This window comes from Streptomyces acidiscabies (assembly GCF_020010905.1).
Lineage (GTDB): Bacteria > Actinomycetota > Actinomycetes > Streptomycetales > Streptomycetaceae > Streptomyces > Streptomyces acidiscabies.
In genome coordinates this window covers 4,105,790-4,127,090 of the sequence record NZ_JAGJBY010000001.1, presented here as the reverse complement: position 1 = coordinate 4,127,090, position 21,301 = coordinate 4,105,790, and the positions used below count along the sequence as shown (strand labels likewise).

14 protein-coding genes are annotated in these 21,301 nt (G+C 72.6%); 9 read left to right on the top strand and 5 right to left on the bottom strand.

What is annotated here, in order from left to right; all coding sequences use genetic code 11:
* Positions 1–50 precede the first annotated feature (50 nt).
* The gene (locus tag J8M50_RS19095) at positions 51–1,667 is read right to left on the bottom strand and encodes a gamma-glutamyltransferase family protein (RefSeq protein ID WP_059047076.1); all 1,617 of its coding nucleotides are present in this window, start codon (positions 1,665–1,667) and stop codon (positions 51–53) included.
* Positions 1,668–1,850: 183 nt separating this feature from the next.
* Between J8M50_RS19095 and J8M50_RS19090 the strand changes: the two genes are divergently transcribed.
* From J8M50_RS19090 to J8M50_RS19075, 4 genes are all read left to right on the top strand, one after another.
* On the top strand, positions 1,851–2,714 hold the full coding sequence (locus J8M50_RS19090; RefSeq protein ID WP_010357865.1) for an ABC transporter substrate-binding protein: 864 nt from the start codon (positions 1,851–1,853) through the stop codon (positions 2,712–2,714).
* A 30-nt stretch (positions 2,715–2,744) separates the two neighbouring features.
* Entirely contained in the window at positions 2,745–3,557 is an 813-nt protein-coding gene (locus J8M50_RS19085) for an amino acid ABC transporter permease (protein ID WP_010357866.1), read from the top strand.
* 1 nt (position 3,558) lies between these two features.
* Entirely contained in the window at positions 3,559–4,344 is a 786-nt protein-coding gene (locus tag J8M50_RS19080; protein WP_010357867.1) for an amino acid ABC transporter ATP-binding protein, read from the top strand.
* A gap of 148 nt (positions 4,345–4,492) precedes the next feature.
* Positions 4,493–5,218 carry a glycoside hydrolase family 16 protein gene (locus J8M50_RS19075; RefSeq protein ID WP_010357868.1) on the top strand — a complete coding sequence of 242 codons (726 nt, stop codon included), beginning with the start codon at positions 4,493–4,495 and terminating at the stop codon, positions 5,216–5,218.
* Between the two features lie 16 nt (positions 5,219–5,234).
* Here the strand turns inward: J8M50_RS19075 and J8M50_RS19070 are convergent, their stop codons facing one another.
* From J8M50_RS19070 to J8M50_RS19060, 3 genes are all read right to left on the bottom strand, one after another.
* Positions 5,235–6,353 carry a PTS fructose transporter subunit IIC gene (locus J8M50_RS19070; RefSeq protein WP_010357869.1) on the bottom strand — a complete coding sequence of 373 codons (1,119 nt, stop codon included), beginning with the start codon at positions 6,351–6,353 and terminating at the stop codon, positions 5,235–5,237.
* Positions 6,354–6,477: 124 nt separating this feature from the next.
* The gene (locus J8M50_RS19065) at positions 6,478–7,848 is read right to left on the bottom strand and encodes a chymotrypsin family serine protease (protein WP_141655631.1); all 1,371 of its coding nucleotides are present in this window, start codon (positions 7,846–7,848) and stop codon (positions 6,478–6,480) included.
* Between the two features lie 227 nt (positions 7,849–8,075).
* Positions 8,076–10,301, bottom strand: coding sequence for an ATP-binding protein (locus J8M50_RS19060; RefSeq protein ID WP_010357871.1), 2,226 nt, complete (start codon positions 10,299–10,301; stop codon positions 8,076–8,078).
* 111 nt (positions 10,302–10,412) lie between these two features.
* Between J8M50_RS19060 and J8M50_RS19055 the strand changes: the two genes are divergently transcribed.
* Positions 10,413–13,667: a S8 family serine peptidase gene (locus J8M50_RS19055; protein WP_029184387.1), complete on the top strand. Its 3,255-nt coding sequence runs from the start codon at positions 10,413–10,415 to the stop codon at positions 13,665–13,667.
* A gap of 115 nt (positions 13,668–13,782) precedes the next feature.
* Positions 13,783–14,682 (top strand): nuclear transport factor 2 family protein, encoded by a 900-nt coding sequence (locus J8M50_RS19050; RefSeq protein WP_010357873.1) that lies wholly within the window; start codon positions 13,783–13,785, stop codon positions 14,680–14,682.
* Between the two features lie 102 nt (positions 14,683–14,784).
* On the opposite strand, the gene J8M50_RS19045 is transcribed toward J8M50_RS19050, so the two are convergent.
* Positions 14,785–16,311, bottom strand: a complete 1,527-nt coding sequence (locus tag J8M50_RS19045) for an Ig-like domain repeat protein (protein WP_223786231.1) — start codon at positions 16,309–16,311, stop codon at positions 14,785–14,787.
* An 833-nt stretch (positions 16,312–17,144) separates the two neighbouring features.
* Here J8M50_RS19045 and J8M50_RS19040 point away from each other — a divergent pair.
* The 3 genes from J8M50_RS19040 to J8M50_RS19030 all read left to right on the top strand — a co-directional run bounded on the left by J8M50_RS19040 (position 17,145) and on the right by J8M50_RS19030 (position 21,285).
* Positions 17,145–19,232 (top strand): MMPL family transporter, encoded by a 2,088-nt coding sequence (locus J8M50_RS19040; RefSeq protein WP_029184388.1) that lies wholly within the window; start codon positions 17,145–17,147, stop codon positions 19,230–19,232.
* Positions 19,233–19,321: 89 nt separating this feature from the next.
* Entirely contained in the window at positions 19,322–20,617 is a 1,296-nt protein-coding gene (locus tag J8M50_RS19035; RefSeq protein WP_100216878.1) for a sensor histidine kinase, read from the top strand.
* Positions 20,614–21,285: a response regulator gene (locus tag J8M50_RS19030; protein WP_010357877.1), complete on the top strand. Its 672-nt coding sequence runs from the start codon at positions 20,614–20,616 to the stop codon at positions 21,283–21,285. The genes J8M50_RS19035 and J8M50_RS19030 overlap by 4 nt, the downstream gene beginning before the upstream one ends.
* Positions 21,286–21,301: the final 16 nt, after the last annotated feature.

The window sequence follows — 21,301 nt, the reverse complement described above, 5'->3', positions numbered from 1 at the left end:
TCCCCCTCACGTCGGTGGTGCCTCCCATGGTCGCGCACCCTGGCGCGGTGTCAGCCCGCGACCGCGGAACCGTCCGCGCGCGGGTCGGCCGCGGCCGTCAGGTGCGGCCCGCCGGATGTGGGCACCAGCCGGACCAGTTGCCCGTGGCCCACCTCGTCGTCGTGGGCGCCGAGCGGCCGGGTGGTGAATCCGGCCTCCTCGATCGCGCGGCCGGCCTCGGCGGGGACGCCGTGTTCGACGGCCACGACGCCCGCGCCGGTCGTCACCCCCGCCTCCATGGCGCCGAGGGCCCAGCGCGGCGCCGCCACCGCGTGCCCGGGGGAGGAACCGGCGGCGAGCTGAAGGGCCAGGTGGGTGTGGACCTGGGGCTGCGCGCGTCCGCCCATGGCGCCGTGCGCGCCGACGAGTTCGCCGCCCGCGCGGACCAGGACCGGCATGAGCGTGTGCAGCGGGCGCTTCCCGCCGGCCGCCCGGTTGGGCGAGGCGGGGTCGAGGGAGAACGAGGCGCCCCGGTTGTGCAGGACGATCCCGGTCGCGGGGTCGAGCAAGGCGGCGCCGAAGCCGTGGAAGACGCTCTGGATCAGGGAGACCCAGGTGCCGTCGGCGTCGGCCACCACCACCGCGACGGTGTCGCCGGACGCCTTGCGCGCGGGAAGCACGCCGGTCGCCGTGCCCGCCATCGCGTGTTCGGCGATGCGCAGCGCGTACGCGTCGGACAGCAGGTGTTCGGCCGGTGTGCCGCTGTGCTCCGGGTCGGCGCAGTACCGGTCGCGGTCGCCGGCGGCCCACGCGAGGACGGCGGCCACCAGGCCGGCGTCCCGGCCGAGGGGGTCGAGCGGTCCCCGGGCGGCGCGGACCGCGTCGAGCGCCTTGAGGCCCTGGAGGAAGTAGCGGCCCTGGGAGTTGGCGCCGGACGAGAGGTACTCGACGCCGTCGTACTCGGCGGCGAGCGCCGGGGAGAGCTCCACGGTGTGCGCGGCGAAGTCCTCGTCGGTCATCGCGGAGCCCTGCGCGGCGAGCAGCTTCACCAGGCTCGCGCCCACCTCTCCGCCGTACATCGCGGCGGGGCCCTCGGCGCCGAGCAGGGCGAGGGAGCGGGCGAGGTGGGGCTGGCGCAGGGTCTGTCCGGCCGTCAGGACCTCGCCGTCGGCGAAGAACACGCCCCGCATGCCGGGGTCCCGCGCCAGCTGGGCGCTCTCCCGGGCGAGGTCGCGGGCCAGGCCGGGGGCCACGGGCACCCCGTCGCGGGCGGCGGCCTCGGCGGGGGCGAGCGCGGCGGCGAGCGGCCGGGTGCCCCAGGTCTCGGCGAGCGCCCCCCAGCCCGCGACCGCGCCGGGCACGGTGACCGGCAGGGCGCCGAGGACGGGCATCGTGTCGTACGCCGCCGTCAGCGCCGGTACGTCGAGGGCGCGCGGGGCGCGGCCACTGGCGTTGACGACGCGGATGTCGCCGTCGCGGGTGCCCACCAGGGCCAGCAGGTCGCCGCCGACGGAGCACTGGTTGGGGTAGACCACGGTGAGCATGGCGGCGGCGGCGAGTGCCGCGTCGACCGCGTTGCCGCCGCCGCGCAGGACGTCGGCCGCCGTGTCACCGGCGGTGGCGTGCGGGGTGGCGACGGCCCAGTTCCCGCCGTCTGCGACCAGTGGACGTTCGGTGAGTGCGGACATCGTTCCCTTTCCGGGTGCACCGGAGGCCGCCTGTGACGCGGCCTCTTTAACCGCTGCGTTACACGGAACTTCTTGACAGTCCGAGAGTGGCGAACCTAGCTTCCCTGTCATAGTCAACGTCATCGACTATGACACTGACTTTTGGCGTCGCGCAACAGCGCGATCTCGCAAAGGGGTTCGGAAATGGCCTGGTCGCTCTCCTTCTCCCGTCGATCGCTGCCCCTACTGACCGCCGTGGCCGCCCTGGCCCTCACCGGCTGCGGCGCGGACTCGGGCGGCGCCGCCACCGCCGCGAAGCCCGCGTCCGTCAAGCTCCCGGCGGGCGCGCTCATGAAGGACGGTCAGATCACCTACTGCTCGGACATCAGCGCGCCGCCGCTGGCCTACTACGACGTCGCGCAGAAGCCGACGGGCGCCGAGGTCGAACTCGGGGACGCGCTGGCCGCCGCGTTCGGGGTCCGGGCGAACTGGGCCAACACCAGCTTCAACGGGATCATCCCGGCGCTGCGGGCCAAGCAGTGCGACGTGATCATCAGTCAGCTCTACATCAAGCCCGAGCGGGAGAAGGTCGTCGACTTCGTCCCCTACATGTACGCCTCCAACACCCTCGTCGTGGCCGAGAAGGACGCGGGCGCTGTCAAGGGGGCCGACGACCTGTGCGGCAAGAAGGCGGCCGGGCAGACGGGCACGACCGTCGTCCAGTACCTCACCGACCGGTCCGCGCAGTGCGCGGCGGCGGGAAAGCCGAAGATCGACATCCGGCAGTTCACCAAGGACAGCGACGCCCTCCAGCAACTGCGCATCGGACTCGTCGACGCCTACGGCACGACGCTGGAGACCGCCGCGTACGTCCTCAAGCAGCAGCCGGACACCTTCGCGCTCGTCGGGCAGCCGTTCAACCGCATCAAGGTGGGAGCCGCGACCCGCAAGGGCGACACGGCCCTGCACGACGGGCTCACCAAGGCGCTGGCCACGGTGCGGGGGGACGGCACCTACGGGTCGATCCTCACCAAGTGGAACCTGACCGGCGACGACATCTCCCGCTGACGACGGGCCGGCACGCAGAGGGAGACCCCCGTGACCCACGCAACCCCGCTCGCCGACGCCGGGCAGTCGGCCGGCTTCGACTGGCCGTTCTTCTGGCACTACCTGCTCTCACCGTCCGACGCGTTCCTCGACGGCCTGTGGCGCACCGTCTACATCTCCGTGGTGGCCCAACTCCTCGGTGTGGTCCTCGGGTTCGCCGTCGCCCTGGCCCGGCGCAGCCGGTTCGCCCCGGTGCGCTGGTGCGCCCGCACCTACGTCTGGCTGATCCGCGGCACGCCCCTGCTCGTCCAGCTCGTCCTCGTCTACAACGGCCTCGCCGCGGCGGGCGTCTACCGGTTCGGCGACCTCCAGGTCGGCGGGCTCGTGCTGCTCGGCGTGGTGCAGGCGGCCACGCTGACGCTCGCCCTGAACGAGGCCGCGTACATGGCGGAGATCTTCCGCTCGGCGTTCGACGCCATCGACCCGGGGCAGTCGGAGGCCGCTCAGGCGCTGGGCATGACCCCGGCGACGACCATGCGGGTCGTGCTGCTGCCCCAGGCGCTGCGGATCATCGTTCCGCCGCTGGGCAACGAGTTCAACCTGATGATGAAGTCGACGTCCCTCCTGTCGGTCATCGGTCTCCAGGAGATGTTCCTGACCGCGCAGTCCATCAACTCGGCGACGTTCAAGACCTTCGAGATCTTCCTCGTCGCCGCCTGCTACTACCTCGCGCTGACCACGGTGTGGTCGGTCGTCCAGCGGTTCATCGAGCGCGCACTCGCCGATCCCGGCCGGGTGATCGCCACCCCCTCGCTGCGGGAGCGGCTCATGGGCGGCGGGCTCGCGAGCAAGGAGGCCCACTGACATGGAGCCCGTCACGCGGCAGGCGGTGATGTCCGCCCGGGGAGTGGTCAAGCGCTTCGGCGACGCCCGGGTGCTGAACGGTGTCTGTCTGGACGTCCAAGAGCGCGAGGTCGTGGTCGTGGTGGGGCCGTCCGGCTCCGGCAAGACCACCTTCCTGCGCTGCCTCAACCACCTGGAGCGCATCGACGAGGGCGAGATCCTCGTGCACGGCCGCCCGGTGGGCTACCGGTCCTCTCGCGGGCGGCCCGTGGAGGAACGGCCGACGGTGATCGCCGAACGCCGCCGCAACATCGGCTTCGTCTTCCAGCGCTTCAACCTCTTCCCCCACCTGAGCGCCCTCGACAACGTGGCCGTCGCTCCGGCGAAGGTCCTCGGCGTGCCGAAGGCCGAGGCCAGGGAGCGGGCGCGGGCACTCCTGGAGCGGGTGGGGCTCGGCGACAAGGCATCGGTACGGCCGTCGGCGCTCTCCGGCGGCCAGCAGCAGCGGGTCGCCATCGCCCGCGCGCTCGCGATGCAGCCGGAGCTGATGCTCTTCGACGAGCCGACGAGCGCCCTGGACCCGGAGATGGTCGGCGAGGTGATCGCCGTGATGAAGGAACTTGTCGACGACGGCATGACGATGATCGTCGTCACGCACGAGATGGGTTTCGCGCGCTCGGCGGCGGACCGGCTGGTCATGTTCGACCAGGGAACCGTCCTGGAGGACGGCCCGCCCGAGCAGCTCATGACCGACCCCGCCCACGAACGCACCCGCCTCTTCCTGCGCCGCATCCACAACTCCGGCTGACCGCCCCCGGCTTCGACTCTAAAAGCCAGGACACGATCCGTGTCGGGGATCTTGTCAAAGGTTGAACGGAGTCCTACATTCCGGTCATGACGAGGAGCGAGGAATCGTTCCCCCTCTCCCCCCATGTCATCCGAGCAATGGAGCCGTGATGTCGTCGGTACTTGTCAGACCGGGACGCCTGATAGCCGTCGCCCTGGCGACGCTTTCCCTGTTTCTCCTGGGCCAGCCCCACGCCGACGCGGCGTCCTGGGGTTCCCCTCAGACGGTCAACTCCTGGAACACCATCAACGCCCGGTGGACCGCCAACAACGAGTTGGAGACCTACACGCCGAACAACGTCTGGTACGAGGGCAACACCCTCGTCATCAAGACCAACCGGTCGGGCGGCACGTACTACTCGGGCCGGGTGGAGTCGAAGGCGCTCTACGGCTACGGCACCTACAGCTTCACCGCGAACATGCCCAGCGGCCGGGGCCTGTTGCCCGCGGTCTGGGCGGCCTACCTGAACCCGTGGCTGCCGGAGTTCGACGCCGCCGAGATCGTCGGCCAGAACCCGGGCACCGTCTACCAGACGTCCCACGACGTCAACAACGCCCAGACCCAGTTCTCGAAGACGAACTCCTCGGGCTGGACCAACGCGTACCACACGTACTCGTTCACCTGGTGGCCCGACCACATCGACTTCGCGGTGGACGGCACCATCACCGGCACCAAGTGGTACACCACGCCCCAGGGTGTGGGGATGCGCTTCATCGTCAACACCGCGGTGGGCGGCGACTGGCCGGGCAACCCCGACGAATCGACCTGGGCCACGGCGGACGGCGCGAGGTACCTGAGGGTCTCCTCGATCACGTACACCCCCTACACCCCCTGACCTGCCGTCGGAAAGGCTAGGTCGCGAGGACCTTGGCCTTGCCCGTCACCGTGGCCGCAGCGGGGAGCCGCAGGCTCTTGAGCACCACGGTGACGAGGGCGGTGATCACGACCCCGCCGGCGACCGCGAGCAGGAAGAGGAGGGGCCGGCCGGTCTCGCCGAGGCCGAAGGCACCGCCGTACGGGCTCTTGCTGGTCGGGCCGAGGATCATGACGAGGGCGCCGGTCACCGCGCCGCCCGCCATGGACGCCGGGATCACCCGCAGCGGATCGGCGAGGGCGAACGGCACCGCGCCCTCGGGCAGGAAGGCCGCCCCGAGCAGCCAGCCCGCCTTGGCGTAGCCGCGCTCCCCGTCGCTGAACAGGCCGCGCCGCACCAGCGTGGCCAGCGGCAGGGCGAGGGCGGGGACCATGCCGGCCGCGATGACGGCGGCCATCATCGTCATGTTGAGGGTGCTGAACCGCGTCGGGTCGCCGCCGCTCAGCTCCACCGCGCCGTAGCCGATGGCCGTCCGGGTGACCAGCCCGCCGAGGTCGGCGCAGGCCATGGCGCCGAGGACGAGGCCGGTGGCGACGGCGTTCTCGAACTGGAGGTAGGCCAGTTCGTCGTGCAGCCGGCCGCTCAGGGAGTTGAGCAGTTCCCCGACGACCCCGAGGACCAGGAACGCGGTGACCACGGTCGTCACCAGGGGGAACAGCCATGCCGAGGCGGCGCCGCGCCACCGGGCGGGAACCGGCGCACGTCCGAGCGCGAGGGTGACGAAACCGGCGCACACCCCCGCGGCCAGCCCGGCGAGGACCCCGGCCTGCACACCGGCGGCGGTCAGACCGCCCACGGCCGCCGGCACCACTGCGGGCCGCCCGGCCAGGCTGTGGGCGACAAGTCCGGCGACCGCCACGGGGAGGAAGACCAGCGCGGTGAGGCCGGTCTTGAGCAGCAGCGCCGCCCAGGTGCGCAACTGGCTCCAGTCGCCGGTGAACAGGAGCTGGGAGGCGCTGTCCGAGAGGTGCGGGCCGCCGATGGCGAGCGCGAGGACGACCATGACGCCGGGTATCGCGACGAGCGGTCCGAGCTGGGGGGCGTAGCCGGTCAGCAGGGTGGCGAGCCGGTGGACGGACGGGATGCGACGGGGCATGGGAGGCTCCTGGGGAAAGGGCGGGGAGGTGCGGGGCGGCGGGCCCCGGAGGGTGCCGGACACCCGCGGGCCACGGGGTGTCCGGCACTTGCGGGCCACGAGTACGGCCCGGGCCGACGGGCTGTCAACTCGTCGTGATCAGGTCGGAGCCGAACTTCGCGAGGATGTCGTCCAGCTTCACCCCGACCATGTGGATCGTGCGCCGGCCGCAGCAGTTGTCCCAGACGGCGCCCGCGTTCAGGCCCACGATGTAGGCCGCGATGCCGCTGCGGTCGGTGATGTAGATGGGGGCTCCGGAGTCTCCGGGCTTGGTCTCAAGACCGTTGTTGTAGTTCGGGAAGTTGGTGCCGCCCTTCTCGAAGACGAAGCCGGTGTTGTTCTTGATGCAGACGTCCGTGCCCGACCAGCAGATGTTGAACTGGCCGTTGGAGATCGGGTGTCCGCAGTGGTTGAAGCTGACCGCGCCGCTCACGCACACCTGAAGGCCGAAGTAGACCGGTTGCTTGCCGAAGACCCTGACGTGGCTGCCGCTGATCGCGCTGCCCCCGGTGTAGATGATCGGGGCGTAGTCGGTGCCGCTGAGCTCCTCGGCGTCGACGTCCGTGTCCCGCTTGTACACCTTGCCCACATAGCTGTTGCTGTTGGCGCCCCCGCTGTAGTTGCGGTTGTAGACGTTGACCCACCAGCCGTAGCAGTGCGCGGAGGTCAGCAGCTTGTCGCCGCCGGGCCAGTCCTTGACCGCGACCCCGCCGGTGCACTGGCCTCCGCCGGTCGCGCCGATCAGCGCGTTCCCGCCCCAGAAGGGCGACCAGTCGGCGAAGCGGGTGTTCTGGGGCTCCATTCGGGACTGGGACGTCTCCAGCTGCCCCGGGTGGGCGTCGCTCAGCTGTTGCAGTGCCGAGTCCGGGGCGTCGCTGCGGACCCGGAGCTTGTCGCTCTGGGCGTCGTACTCCGTGGAGACGGCGTAGGTGCCCGCCTCGGGCGCCCACTGGCGGTCCGTGACCGTCTTGCCGAGGCTGTCCAGGTCGGCCTGGGTGAACTGGCTGGCCTTGACGGTGGCGTGCGCGTCGGCCGGGACCTGCGCGGTGACCTGGGCCTGCTCGTCGGCGGAGGTGCCGGCCGGCAGGACCAGGACCGGGGCGGAGGCGTCACCGAAGACGCCCAGGGCCGCGTGGTCCTGGGCGATCGTGTCGAGCTGCTGCGTGGGCTGCTCCTCGGAGGTCGGCGCGGGCGGGGCGTGGTCGGTCGTGGACTCGGGGACGGATTCCTTGGGCGCGTCGCTCGCGCCGTCCGAAGGCTGCGCGGAGGGGTCCGCGGGCGCGTCGGAGGGGGCGTCGGAGGGGGCCGCCGACGGCTGTGCGGAGGCAGCCGGTGCGGCGGGCGGATCGCCCCCGTCGGCGTGGGCCGCCGTCGCGGGCCCCGCGAACAGGGCCGCGGCGACGGCGGCCACCGCGACGGCCTTCCGCACGCGCGCCGCTTCCGTTCTGATTCTCACGTGTTGCTCTCATTCTCGAAGCGGGCGGCCGGTGCCCGCGCGAGGCACGGAGCCACCGCGGTCCGCCCGGGGAGCCGAAGCTGTTCGAGCCGGTGCCGGGCGGGCCGGCCCGGTCGGCGCGGGGACGGACCCTTCGCGCAGAGCACGATCATGGGTGCGGGGTTCGGCGCGGGCATGCGCGGTTCTACCCATTTCCGCTGTCCGCTGTCCGCACGGCGCGGGAAGGCTCACGTAGCGGGTCGCTGTGCCCACCAGACGGCGATCTGGGAGCGGCGGCGCAGGCCCAGCTTGGTCAGGATGTTCTCGACGTGCCGGTCGGCGGTCCTCGGGGAGAGGCTGAGTTCCGCCGCGATCAGCCGGTTGGTGAGGCCCTGGGCAACCAGCGCGGCCACTTCCCGCTCACGCCTGGTCAGGGACGGCGCAGTGTCCTCCCGCAGCGCGAGAGCGAGGGCCTGGGCCGGAGTGTCGTACCGGCTGCCCTCCGCGAGAGCCGCCCCGTACGCCTCCGGGCCCAGCGCCGCAGCGACCGCTTCCGCGCAGCGCGCGTGGTGGGCGCCGAACTCGGCGCCTGCGGGGAGGCTGACGCTGCGGGCCAGCGCGCTCGCGGCGCCGAGCAGCAGCGCGGAGCGCTCGTGGGCGCCGGCCGACGGCTCGGCGGCGGCGATCCAGGCGAGCAGGTCCAGTGCCCGCGCGCTCGCCACGAAATCGTCGAAGTCGCGCAGGATCTCCAGGGCCGCCCGGATGTGCGCCAGGGCCTGCTCGTGGTCGCCGCGTGCCCGCAGCTCGTAGCCCAGCGCGAGCAGGGCGTAGGAGCGGCAGTGCCGTTCGCCGTGCGCCTCGGCGAGGGCCACCGCGCGTCGGCCGGTGTCGAGGGCGCGCGGGTCGGCCAGCCGGCTCTGGGCGATGGTCAGCTGGAAGAGCCAGAACAGCGGCTGCGCGCTCTCACCGGCCCCGTGGTGGGTGGCGAGCGCCTCCTCGAAGTGGGCGAGGGCCTGTGCGGGCCGGTCCAGCAGGAGCGCCGAGGTGCCGTGCAGCCCCTGGACGGAGGCCAGGACGGACGGGCTGTGCAGCAGGTGGCCCAGTCGCTCGGCCTCCGCCAGCCGCTGCCGGGCCGCTTCGTGGTCGCCCTGGAGGAGGGCCAGGTAGGCGGTGGCGGACAGGGCACGCGCGCGGGGCAGGGTGGGTTCGGGTGCGGCGTCGAGCGCCCGGTCGAGGCGGCGGCGCCCTTCGCCGAGCAGGCCGCCCGCGCTCCAGTGGAAGCGGAGCGCGGCGGCCAGGGCGAGTCCGGCCCGGGGGTCGCCGTCACGGTGGTCCAGGGCCGTACGCAGGTTGGCGTGTTCGGCGCGCAGCCGGGCCAGGGCCTCCGGCTGGCCGGGGCCGTACCAGCGCAGCGCGAGGCCTTCGGCGAGGGTGAGGAAGAAGTCGCGGTGCCGCCGCGACAGGTCCCGCCGCTCCGGTTCGGTGAGCCGCGCGTACGCGTACGCGCGCAGGATCTCCGGGAGGTGGTGGCGGCCGTCGCGGGCGACCACGACGGACTGGGCGACCAGCCGGGCGAGGAGGCCGGGCACCTCGGCGGCGGTGATGCCGTCGCCCGAGCAGACGTCCTCGGCGGCGTCCGGGCCGAAGCCGTCGCGGAAGACGGCCAGCCGCTTCCACAGCAACTGCTCGGCGGGGGTGCACAGTTCGTAGCCCCACTCGACCATGCCGCGCAGGCTGTGCTGGCGCGGCGGCGCGGTGCGGCAGCCGCCGGTCAGCAGCGCGAACCGGTCCGTCAGCCGTTCCACGGCCACGTCGAGGGTGAGGCTGCGCAGCCGGGCCGCCGCCAGTTCGATGGCCAGCGGGAGCCCGTCCAGCTCCGTGCACAGCCGGACGGCCTGGGCCCGGTTGGCGTCGGTGATCCGGAAGCCGGGCCGGACGGCGGCGGCCCGGTCCTGGAGCAGTTCGACGGCCTCGCCGTCGGCGGGCAGCGGCGCGAGGGTGTGGACGTGTTCGCCGGGGACGGCCAGGGCCCGGCGGCCGGTGGCCAGGAGGCCGAGTCCGGGGCAGGCCCCGAGCAGCGCCGTGGCCAGGGCCGCGCTCCCGTCGGGGAGGTGCTCGCAGTTGTCGAGTACGACGAGGGCCCGGTGGCGGGCCAGCTGGTAGGTGAGCGTCTCCAGGGCGGGCCGGGTGCCGAGGTCGGGGAGGCGGAAGGCCGCCAGTGCCGTCGCGGCCACCGTCGCGGGGTCGCGCACCGGGGCCAGGTCGACCAGCCAGACACCGTCCGGGTAGGCGGCGCGGGAGAGGGCGGCCACGTGCAGCGCCAGCCGGGTCTTGCCCACTCCGCCCGGTCCGGTCAGCGTCACCAGCCGTACGGTGCGCAGCAGTCGGCGGACCTCGGCCACGTCGCGCCGCCTGCCCACGAAGCTGGTCAGGGGGGCCGGCAGGTTGCCTGCGATGGGAGTCGGACCGGTCAACGCTTCACCTCGTGCGTCACGGACGTCCCACGAGCGTATCGCCCGGTGGAGAACCGAACGCGCGTGACCTGCGTGATAGCGGAGAACGCAGACACGAGCGGGGGGACGCGAGTGGGAACTTCAGCACGCGCGAGAACGGCGGCACTGGCCGCCGTGGTGGCCGGGATCCTGGTCACGGGAGCGGCGCCGGCCACCGGCTCCGGCACACACCACACGGCGGACCCGGCCTCGGCCGTCACCCTGATCACCGGGGACCGCGTGACCGTAGGCGCCGACGGCCGGGTCGCCTCGCTCGTCCGCGCGGAAGGCCGCGAGCGGATCGGCTTCTCGGTACGGCGCGAGCGCGGCCACACCTACGTGATCCCGCAGGACGCCCTGCGCCTGGTCGCCGACGGGGTGCTCGACCGGCGCCTCTTCGACGTCGCGCGCCTGACGGCGGACGGCTACGGCGACACGCTGCCGCTGATCGTCGGCTACCGGAAGAACAGCGCCCCGACGGCGGCCCGCGTCCGCGACCCGTTCGCCGGGGTGGCCGTCCGGGAGCGGCGTGCGCTGCCCGCCGTCGACGGCGAGGCGTTCGCGGTGCCCGAGGCCGGGGTCCGGGACCTGTGGGCGGCCGTCACCGGCCGTACCTCGGCCCGTGCGGCGGACGCGCGGCCCGTCGCCCACGTCTGGCTGGACGCCAAGGTCCGGGCCTCCCTCGCCGAGAGCGTCCCGCAGATCGGCGCCCCGGCCATGTGGAAGTCCGGCTACACCGGCAAGGGCGTCACGGTGGCGGTCCTGGACTCGGGCGTGGACGAGACCCACCCGGACCTCAAGGGGGTGGAGATCGCGCAGAAGAACTTCAGCGGCGCCCCGGACGTCGAGGACCACTACGGGCACGGCACCCACGTGGCGTCCATCCTCGCCGGGAGCGGCGCGCGGTCCGGCGGGCGCTACCGGGGCGTGGCGCCCGGCGTGCGGCTGCTGGACGGCAAGGTCCTGGCCGACGACGGTTTCGGCGACACCTCGGGCATCGTGGCCGGGATGCAGTGGGCCGTCGACCAGGGCGCGCGGGTGGTCAACATGAGCCTGGGCTCCCCCGACTCCCCCGGCGTCGACCCGCTGGAGGCGGCCGTCGCCCGGCTGTCCGGCAAGGCCCTGTTCGTGGTGGCCGCCGGCAACGACGGCGACCGGCCCGGCACGATCGCGACGCCCGGCAGCTCCCCCGCCGCGCTCACCGTGGGTTCCGTGGACAAGCGGGACCGGATCGCCGACGACTCCAGCCGTGGCCCGAACCTCGACGGCACGCCCAAGCCCGACCTCACCGGCCCCGGCGTCGACATCACCGCCGCCCAGACCACGCAGGGCGACGCGCCCGCCGGTGACGGTTACGCCGTGCACAGCGGGACGTCGATGGCCGCCCCGCACGTCGCGGGCGCCGCAGCGCTGGTGCTCCAGCAGCACCCGGACCTCACCGGGGCCCGGCTGAAGGCGCTGCTGACCGGCTCGGCGAAGCCGAACCCGCAGCTGAACGCCCATCAGCAGGGCGCGGGCCGGGTGGATCTGGAGCGCGCGGCCACCGCGCAGGTCGTCTCCGAGCCGGGTTCGCTCGGTTTCGGCACGCAGGCGTGGCCGCACGCCGACGACAAGCCGCTCGCCAAGGCCCTCACCTACCGCAACCTCGGCACCCGCCCGGTCACCCTCCGGCTGAGCACCGCGGGTGCCGCCCCGGCCGGGATGTTCACCGTGAAGGACGCCCAGCTCACCGTCCCGGCCGGCGGCACCGCGAAGACCTCCGTCGTCGCCGACACCAGCAAGGGCACCCGGGACGGCGTCTTCGGCGGCACCGTCCTCGCGTCGGGCGACGGGCAGCAGGTGCGTACGGGGCTCGTGGTCGAGCGCGAGGCGGAGTCCTACGACGTCACGGTGCGGCACATCGACGCCGACGGGGCGAAGCCGGCCGCGTACACGACGACGATCGCCTCCCGGAGTGTGGGCGGCGGGTCCGTGGAGCTGCCGTCCCGGGCGGACGGCACGGTGGTGCAGCGGCTGCGCAAGGGGACCTACCAGCTGGACAGCATCGTCTTCGCGGCGGACAACGAGCCGGGCTTCTTCGTCCAGCCGGTGCTGGAGGTGAACAAGAACGTCACGGTCACTCTCGACTCCCGCAAGGCGAAGCCGTTCACGGTGAAGGCCCCGGATCCGGCCGCGAAGCCCGTCACCTCCGTCGTCGGCTACTTCGACCCGGGCATCGGCACGGGCAACTCCTGGTCGTCCGGCGGGGCGCCGCCGGTCCGCACCCTGGCGCTCGGCCCGGCCTCCCCCACGATGAAGGCACAGTTCAACGGCGTGTGGCAGAAGCCGGGGGCGAACGTCGACTACCGGTTCGCGTTCCACCGCAAGGGCAGCTTCTTCACCGGCCTGACCCGCACCCTCACCCGGGCCGAGGTCGCCGAGGTGAAGCTCGGCTTCGGCGCCTCCGCCGCCGGCGCGAAGGGGCAGGTCCACATCAGGCCGCTGGACGAGCAGGGCGACAGCGTCGGCATCGCCGAACCGCCGGAGCGGAAGCTGCCGCTGTCCACCACGCACTTCCTCAACACGGACGGGGTGCGCTGGTCCTGGACGGCCGCACAGGTCGACGGCCGGGGCGAGGTGCGCACGCTGTACACGCAGGACGCGGTGGCGTACAAGGCGGGCTCCCGTCAGACGCTGCTGTTCAACACCGGTGTCATCGGCCCCGACCTCGCGGCGAAGGGTTCACCGGGTGCCGAGCGGACCGGTGACCGGATCAGCGCGCGGGTCGCGCTGTTCGTCGACGGTGGCGGGCATGCCGGGTCACCGGTCGTCGCCAAGGGGTTCGCCCGGCTGGAGTCCGGCGGGCGGGTCCTCGCCGAAGGGGCCGCGACGGACTGGCTGAGCACCGAGGTGCCGGGTGGCTCCGCCGCGTACCGCCTGACCGTCGAGGCGGGGCGCGCGGCCGTGGACACCGCCACCAGCACGAAGGTGACGGGGGTGTGGACGTTCACCTCGGCCCGGCCGGCCTCGGGCGGTACGGCGCGGTTGCCGCTGTCGACGGTGCGGCTCGCCCCGCAGCTCAGTCTGCGCGGTACGGCTCCGGCGGGCGGCACCCTCGCGGTCCCGCTCCGGCTCGCCGGCCCGGCCGCCGGGTCCGGGCAGGTCGCCGCTCTCACGGTGGCCGTGTCCTTCGACGCCGGGCGCACCTGGAAGCCGCTCGCCGTCGCCACCGATGCCAAGGGCGCCCGCTCGGTGACCGTCAAGCATCCGGCCGGCGCCAAGGCCGCGTCCTTCCGGGTCGACCTGAGGGACAAGGGCGGCAACACGGTCCGCGAGACGATCACCAGCGCGTACCTGCTCGCGCCCTGAAGGTCTGAGGGTCTGAGGGTCGTACCACTTTCGGATGGCCGGGATCAGCCTGTCGGCGGGGGCGACCCCGCCGGTCGGCGGAGTGAATGCCTCAGGGGAGCGCGATGGAATAACGGTGCAGATCACACCGTCCACGCGCACCCAGGAGACCCCCGTGAACTACCGCAAGACCTTGCCCTGGCTCGCTGCCGTGGCCTGCTTCGCGACCGCCTGCGGCACCGGGTCCTCGACCGGCCCGCGCACCCTGCCGGCGGCGCCCTCCTCCAGCGCCGCCCGCGCGTCCTCGGCCTCCGCCTCGGAGGAAGCCGACAAGGCGCTCGTGCTGCGGCTGTACACGGAGGCGTTCGCCAAGAACGACATGGACGTGGTGAAGAAGCTCGCCGGCTCCGGCGACGTGGCCGAGGGCCAGATCAAGGAGTTCGAGAACGTCAAGGCGAAGATCCCCGGCGCGGTGGCGACCGTCAAGCACGTGGCGGCCGACGGCGACCTGGTGGCCGTGCACTGGCACGCGTCGGCCACTCCGGCGAACGAGGCGACCGGCCAGGCGAAGGTCGACCTCTACCGGGTCCGCGACGGCAAGCTGACCGAGCACTGGGGCATCACGCAGACCGTCCCGGCGAAGACGGCCAGCGGGAACTCCCTGTTCAACGACGTGTACCGGTATCCGAAGGGGGCACCGGCCCTCTCGGAGTCGCAGGAGGAGGCGAACCAGAATCTCGCGGTCACCGCGTACCGCAAGCTCTCCGACGGCGACGCGACGGTGATCGACAAGAGCTGGGATCCGCGCTACTACCAGCACAATCCGATGATCGCGAACGGCACGGGCCCGCTGAAGCAGCTGATGCAGGGCGCCACCGTCCCCACCCCGACCGGGGGCACCACCCGCTTCGGCAACACCCTCGCCGACGGGGACCTGGTGTGGGTCTTCAGCTCCGACTACGCGGTCGCGGACCTCTTCCGCGTGGTCGACGGAAAGATCATCGAGCACTGGGACGTGGTCCAGGACGGCCAGTAGCCCCGACCGAACGGCCACGCCGGGACTGTCGCCCTAAGCCGCAGTCCCCGGCCCGGCCTCCCCCGGATCACACGTCGTGGTGGAGCCTGGCGCCCCGACGGCTCAGCGTCTGCCGGCCTTGACCGTGGTCGTCGCCTGCATGGGTTCGGTGCGTGCGTCGCCGCTGAACACCGCGGTGAACGTCGTGTTCTTGGTGATTCTGTACGCGACGACGAGCTTGCCGTCACGGTTCACCACGGCAGACCGCACCAACTTCTTCGCGCCGCCCGCCGGTTGCGCGTAGACCGAGACCTTGCGCTCCTTCCACGTCCTGCCGAGCTTGGCGGTCAGCGTGGCGTTCTTCCCCGCCGTGACGGTCTTGGCGTTCCCGGTCAGGGCCAGCGTCGTCCTGTTGCGCGGGACGACGACCGTGGCGGTGGCGGTCGCGGGAGCGTGGGCGGCGTCGCCGGGGTAGCGAAGGGTGTAGGTGACCTTGCCGCCCGCCGCCGGGGTGTCCTCGATCCCGAACACACGGTCGCGCGACAGCCACACCGTACGGGTCCCGAGCGGCTTGCCCTTGGGCGAGGCGAGGTCGGTCCGCGTCACCTCGACCGGCAGGGAGCCGGGAAGGTCGGGCAGGGCGAAGCCGAACGTACCGGTCAGGGTCAGTTTCCTGTCCAGCGGGGCCTTCGCGGGCGCGCTGACGCTCAGCCTGGTCACCGCCTTGGAGGCGTCGTCGACCGACCGCAGGACGAGGTTCTTCCCGCTCGCACCGTCGCTGGTGAGGAGGAACAACTTGCTGCCGTCGGGCGCCCAGGCAAGGCCGTGCGGCTGCACGGTGTTGTAGTCGCCGGTGTCGACGACCCGGACCGGCAGATTGTCCCCCGGCCGGTAGACGTAGGTGTCCCCGCTCCTGCCGTACCAGACCCCCACGGCCAGCGCGCCGTTCGACGCGTACTGGACGGAGTTCGGCTGGCCCTGGATCTGCAGGCGCCTGCTGCTCTTGTCGCCGAAGAGGTCGGGGTGGAGGTTCGTCACGAAGTCCTCGACGCCGTCCGCGCTGACGATCTCGTTCCCGTCCGGCGAGACGGCCAGGTCCTCCTGGCCCCCGAGGCTCTCGGGCATGATCTCCTTGCGGTAGGCGCGCCTCTGCGCCGTGCCGGAGGAGACGTCGTAGACGGCGAGTTCCTCCGGGGAGCGGTCCTTGCTCCCCGCGACGAGGACTCCCCGGTCGCCCCCGGGGGTGGTGGTCAGCTGGGGCGCCGACTCCCAGGGCACCCCGCCCGACTGGTCCAGCGTGACGACGGGGACGGCGCCGGAGAGGTCGAGGGAGCCGATGTTGCCGCCCTCCCGGGCGTACTCGCCGTAGCCGAACCAGAGCTTGCCGCCGGCGAGGGCCAGGTCCAGCGGGGCGGTGTGCGCGCCGGTGGCGTAGCGGGCGGTCACCTTGAACGTGACCGTGTCGACGGCGGAGATCGCGTCGGCGCCGGGCAGGGCGACGTAGAGCGTGCCGGAGTCCTGACTCAACACCATCCCGTCACCACCGGTCTCACCGACGATCCGCCCCACGGCCTTGCCCGTGTAGTCGGCGACGACCACGGAATCGGTCTTCGGATCGCTGATGAAGACATGCCGATGAACACCGTCCACGACCATCTCCCCCCGCGGCCAGTCCGCCGAGATGGGCAGCGTCCCCTGGCTGTCCGCAGCGGCAGACCCGCTGAGACAGACACACCCCAACAGAACGACGACCGCCGAGGTCGCCGTAACAGCGGTCCGAGAAGTGGCATGACGAACACGCATGGTGTTGCCCCCCGTTCACAAATATGCCCGGCCGGTTCTGCAATGGCCGGGCTCAGTCTTCGCCAAGGGTATGCCACGCCTCGCACATGAGTACGACCGCATCCCGGGACGGCGAAGAGCACGACCCCCGCCGCCCGCACGTGCTGCGACGAGCGCCTTCTCCACGAACTCCCCGCAGGGGTGGTGCGGAAGCGCAGGTAGAGGTCTTGCCCGCTGTCCGCGCTGCCGTCACCGGGGACCACCAGGTAGGAGGCGTCCCGTACATCAGCCGGCATCGCGAGCCGAAAGGTCTTCTGGAGCCCGGCACCGGGGATACCTCGCTTCTCGGCCGAGACCCCAGGCGGGGACGCGGGGGCTGCGGAGTGATGGACGCCATCGGCCAGACCACCGCCGCAACGGCGGCCAGCAGCAGCGGGACGGCGGGTCCCCGCGAGGTGCGCTTCTGGCGCGCGGTGTCCGGTGTCACGGCTTCTCCCTCACCTTGGACGTGCCCCGGACGTCATAGTCCCGGGCGGGCCCGGACCCCTCGCGCCCTCCCGCCGACTACTCCCCAGGGACTAATCCGCACCCCCTGTCGCCCCCGGGAGTACCCGTCACCTCGCCCTCCCGCCCGACGAAAGCCGTGGTTCCCACCGGAAGTCTGGGGACCGAAGCAGACGTCACCGGAGGGAGATCGGTCAATGAGGGCCGGAGAGACAACCACGTCGAGAACGGGGCGAGCCGTTCCCTGGGCGGTGCTCGGGCTGTGGATCGCCGCGCTCGTGCTCGTCGGGCCGCTCGCGGCGAAGCTCGCCGACGTGCAGCACGACAAGGTCACCGACTACCTGCCGGCGAGCGCGGACTCGACGCAAGTGGCGAAGATCGAGGACAAGCTCCCCGGGGGCGAGACCACCGAGATGGTGCTCGTCTACCACCGGGACGGCGGCCTCAGCGCCGCCGACCGCAAGACCGCCGCCGGGCAGGTCGCGCAGATCGCCCGGCAGCACAAGCTGATCGACGGTGTTCCCGAGGGGATCCCGTCCAAGGACGGCACGACCCTGATCTACCCGGTCGCCAGCAACGATCCCGGGGCGGACGAGGAGAAGCAGGACAAGCTCGTCACCGACGTCCGCGAAGTCGCCCGGGGCGGAGGCGGGTTGAGCGTCGACGTGGGCGGCACCGGTGCGCTGGGCACCGACTCCGGCGCGGTCTACGACTCGCTCGGCGGACCGCTGCTCTACACCACCGTCGCCGTCGTCGCGATCCTGCTGATCCTGATCTACCGCAGCCCCGTGCTGTGGCTCGTGCCCCTCGTCGTCGCCGGGATCGCCGACTACCTGTCGATGGGTGCCGCCTACGGCCTCAACCAGGTCTTCGGCACGACCGTCACGGGACAGAGCTCGGGCGTGATGACGATCCTCGTGTTCGGGGCGGGCACGGACTACGCGCTGTTGCTCGTCTCGCGCTACCGGGAGGAACTGCGCCGCATCGAGCGGCCGTACGAGGCCATGATCGCCGCCCTGCGCGGCTGCGGACCCGCCGTGCTCGCCTCCTCCGGCACCGTCGCCGCCGGACTGCTGTGCCTGCTCGCCGCCGACCTCAACAGCAGCAAGGGCATGGGCCCGCTCGGCGCCCTCGGCGTGCTGTGCGCGCTGATCGCGATGATGACGCTGCTCCCCGCCGTCCTCGTACTGGTCGGACGGCGCGTGTTCTGGCCGCTCGTGCCCGCCTTCGGGAGCACGCCCAAGCAGCGGCGGAGCCTGTTCTCGGCGATGGGCGCCTCCGCCGGACGCAGGCCGCTGACCGTACTCGCGGGCGGTGCCGTCCTGCTCGGCGCTCTCGCCCTCGGCTCGTTCAACCTGCCGGGGTCACTCAAGCAGGAGGACTCCTTCGTCAAGAAGCCGGAGTCCGTCGTCGCGATGGAGACCGCCGCCAGGGCCTATCCCGGGCAGGGCAGCCAGCCCATCGACGTGATCACCCCGCAGGACCGCGCCGACGAGACCCTCGCGTCCGTCCGCGGCACCCCGGGGGTCGGCGGCGCGGAGAAGGGGCGTACGGGAGACGGCTGGACCGAGATCTCCGTCTTCGCGAAGAGCGCACCCCAGTCGGCGGGCGAGACCGCCACCATCAAGGCCCTGCGGGACAGGCTGAAGGGCTCCTACGTCGGCGGGGACAGCGCCCAGCAGATCGACCTGGAGGACACCAACGCCCGGGACACGAAGATCGTCGTGCCGCTCGTCCTCGTCTCCGTACTGCTCATCCTGATCGTGCTGCTGCGGAGTCTGGTCGCACCGCTGCTCCTGGTGGTCGCGGTCGTCGCGGTGTGGGGCGCCTCCCTCGGGATCGGCGGACTGGTCTTCGAACCGCTCCTCGGTCTGAAGGGCACCGATCCGGGGCTCGGACTGCTGTCCTTCGTGTTCCTCGTCGCTCTCGGCGTCGATTACGGCATCTTCCTCATGCACCGGATGAGGGAGGAGTCCCTGGCGGGAGCGGAACCGGCCGAGGCGGCGCTCACCGCGCTGCGCACCACCGGCGGCGTCATCGCCTCCGCCGGACTGGTCCTCGCCGCGACCTTCGCCGTGCTGACGAACATGGGCCTGGTGCAGCTGGTCCAGCTCGGCTTCGTGATCGCCGTCGGCGTCCTGCTCGACACCTTCCTCGTCCGGACGTACCTGGTGACCAGCGCCAGCGTCGCCCTGGGCCGGAAGGTGTGGTGGCCGGGCGCGCTCTCGCGGGAGCCCGAACCGGCCGGGCCGCCGCGGCGGCCGGAAACCGTCGGCGCACCCTGACCGAGCACCTTGAGCCGGCGGGCCCGCCCGGGCGCCTCTCCTTCCGGAGGGGCGCCCGGGTTCCCGCACGAGTACCGGAAGATGGAGCCGTGGAAGAACGGGGAACGACCACAGAGGTACGCGACCGGCCGGCGGCAAAGACGGCGGCCGGTGGCGGCGGATGGTCCCGTCGCGTCGAGCGCGTCATGTCCGCCGTCCACCGCGAACCGCTGACCGCGCCGCACCGCGCCCGGGGCGACGCGGTCCTCGCGCTGGGCGTCGCCGTGCTCACCCTGGCCGTCGCCCTGATGGGCGGCGAAGGGAACCCGCCCGGCCACCTCAGCTGGAAGCTGCTGATCGCCGGTCAGGTGCCCCTCGTGTGGCGGCGGCGCAGTCCGATGACGGCCCTGCTCGGGGTGGTGGTCTGCATGGCTCCGTACTACGCCTTCGACTACAACCCCGCCCCGCCCGCCCCCGCGATCGCCCTGGCGCTCTACACCGTCGCGGCGACCGGCACCGTACGCCGCACGCTGCTCACCGGCGTCGCCGTCCTCGTCCCGACGCTGATCAGCAACGGCCTCACCAACCAGGAGGGGGCGCTGGAGTCCCTGGAGATCTCCGGCTGGATCATCGCGATCCTGGTCATCGGTATCGCCGTCCGCTACTACCGCCTGTACGTCGCCTCCATCGTCGAGCGGGCCGAACGCGCCGAACGCACCCGGGAGGAGGAGGCCAGGCTCCGCGTCGCCGAGGAACGCCTGCGGATCGCCCGTGACCTGCACGACCTGCTCGCCCACAGCATCACGCTCATCGGCGTGCGGACGTCCGTGGCGGCCCACGTCCTCACCGCCGACCCCGAACGCCTCGACCGCGAGGCCGTCGCCCAGGCGCTGGACGACATCGCGGAGACCTGCCGGACCGCGCGGGGGGAACTGCGGACGACGCTGGAGGTGCTGCGGGCGGACGACACGGCCGTGGGGGCGGACTCGGAGGTCGAGAACATGCGGGGGCCGCTGCCCGGGATCGACGGGCTGGCCGCTCTCGCGGAGACCGGCCAGGTGGCCGGGGCCAAGGTCGAACTGTCCGTCCGCGCGGACGGCGTCCCGCCCTCCGTGGGCGCCGCCGCGTACCGGATCGTGCAGGAGGCACTCACCAACGCCGTACGGCACGGTGGCCGCGAGGACCTCACCGTGCGGGTGGGGCTGTGGACCGCGGACGGCGCGCTGCGGGTGAGTGTCAGGGACGACGGGACGGGCGGGGACGACGGCTCGCCCGGGTTCGGGCTCGTCGGAATGCGGGAGCGGGCCCGTAGCGTGGGCGGCACACTGGACGCCGGTCCGGGGCCCGCCGAGGGCTTCGAGGTGACCGCCACACTGCCGCTGTCCCGGGAAGGCGAGGTCCGATGACCATCCGCGTACTGCTGGCCGACGACCAGCACCTCGTACGGTCCTCCTTCGCGATGCTCGTCTCGTCGGCCGGGGACATGGAGGTCGTCGCCGAGGCGGGCACCGGGCGGGAGGCCGTGGCGCTGGCCCGGTCGGCGCGGGCCGATCTCGTCGTGATGGACATCCGCATGCCCGACCTCGACGGGATCGAGGCGACCCGGCTCATCGCCGCCGACGAGGATCTCGCGGGGGTGAAGGTGCTCGTCCTGACGACGTACGAGACCGACGAGCACGTCGTCGAGGCGCTGCGGGCCGGGGCGTCCGGCTTCCTCGTGAAGGACATCAGGCCGGCCGAACTCCTCGACGCCATCCGGACGGTGGCCGCCGGGGAGTCCCTCCTCTCGCCCGGTCCCACCTCGCGGCTGATCGCCCGCTTCCTGCGCGCGCCGAACACCGCGCCGGCCTCCGCGGTGGGCGGGCCGAGCGAGCTGTCCGAACGGGAACGGCAGGTGCTCGCGCTGGTCGCGCGCGGTCTCAACAACGCCGAGATCGCCGAGGTGCTGGGGCTCAGCCCGTTGACCGCGAAGGCCCATGTCAGCCGGATCATGGGCAAGTTGGGGGCGCGGGACCGGGTGCAGCTGGTGGTCGTGGCGTACGAGTCGGGGCTTGTGACACCGGGGACCGCCTGAGTCCGGGCCGGCACTC

Bases quoted from the DNA above. Each gene is read 5' to 3' on its own strand.
- J8M50_RS19095 (WP_059047076.1), bottom strand. From the start codon at position 1,667: ATGTCCGCACTCACCGAACGTCCACTGGTCGCAGACGGCGGGAACTGG.
- J8M50_RS19090 (WP_010357865.1), top strand. From the start codon at position 1,851: ATGGCCTGGTCGCTCTCCTTCTCCCGTCGATCGCTGCCCCTACTGACC.
- J8M50_RS19080 (WP_010357867.1), top strand. From the start codon at position 3,559: ATGGAGCCCGTCACGCGGCAGGCGGTGATGTCCGCCCGGGGAGTGGTC.
- J8M50_RS19075 (WP_010357868.1), top strand. From the start codon at position 4,493: ATGTCGTCGGTACTTGTCAGACCGGGACGCCTGATAGCCGTCGCCCTG.
- J8M50_RS19070 (WP_010357869.1), bottom strand. From the start codon at position 6,353: ATGCCCCGTCGCATCCCGTCCGTCCACCGGCTCGCCACCCTGCTGACC.
- J8M50_RS19040 (WP_029184388.1), top strand. From the start codon at position 17,145: ATGAGGGCCGGAGAGACAACCACGTCGAGAACGGGGCGAGCCGTTCCC.
- J8M50_RS19030 (WP_010357877.1), top strand. From the start codon at position 20,614: ATGACCATCCGCGTACTGCTGGCCGACGACCAGCACCTCGTACGGTCC.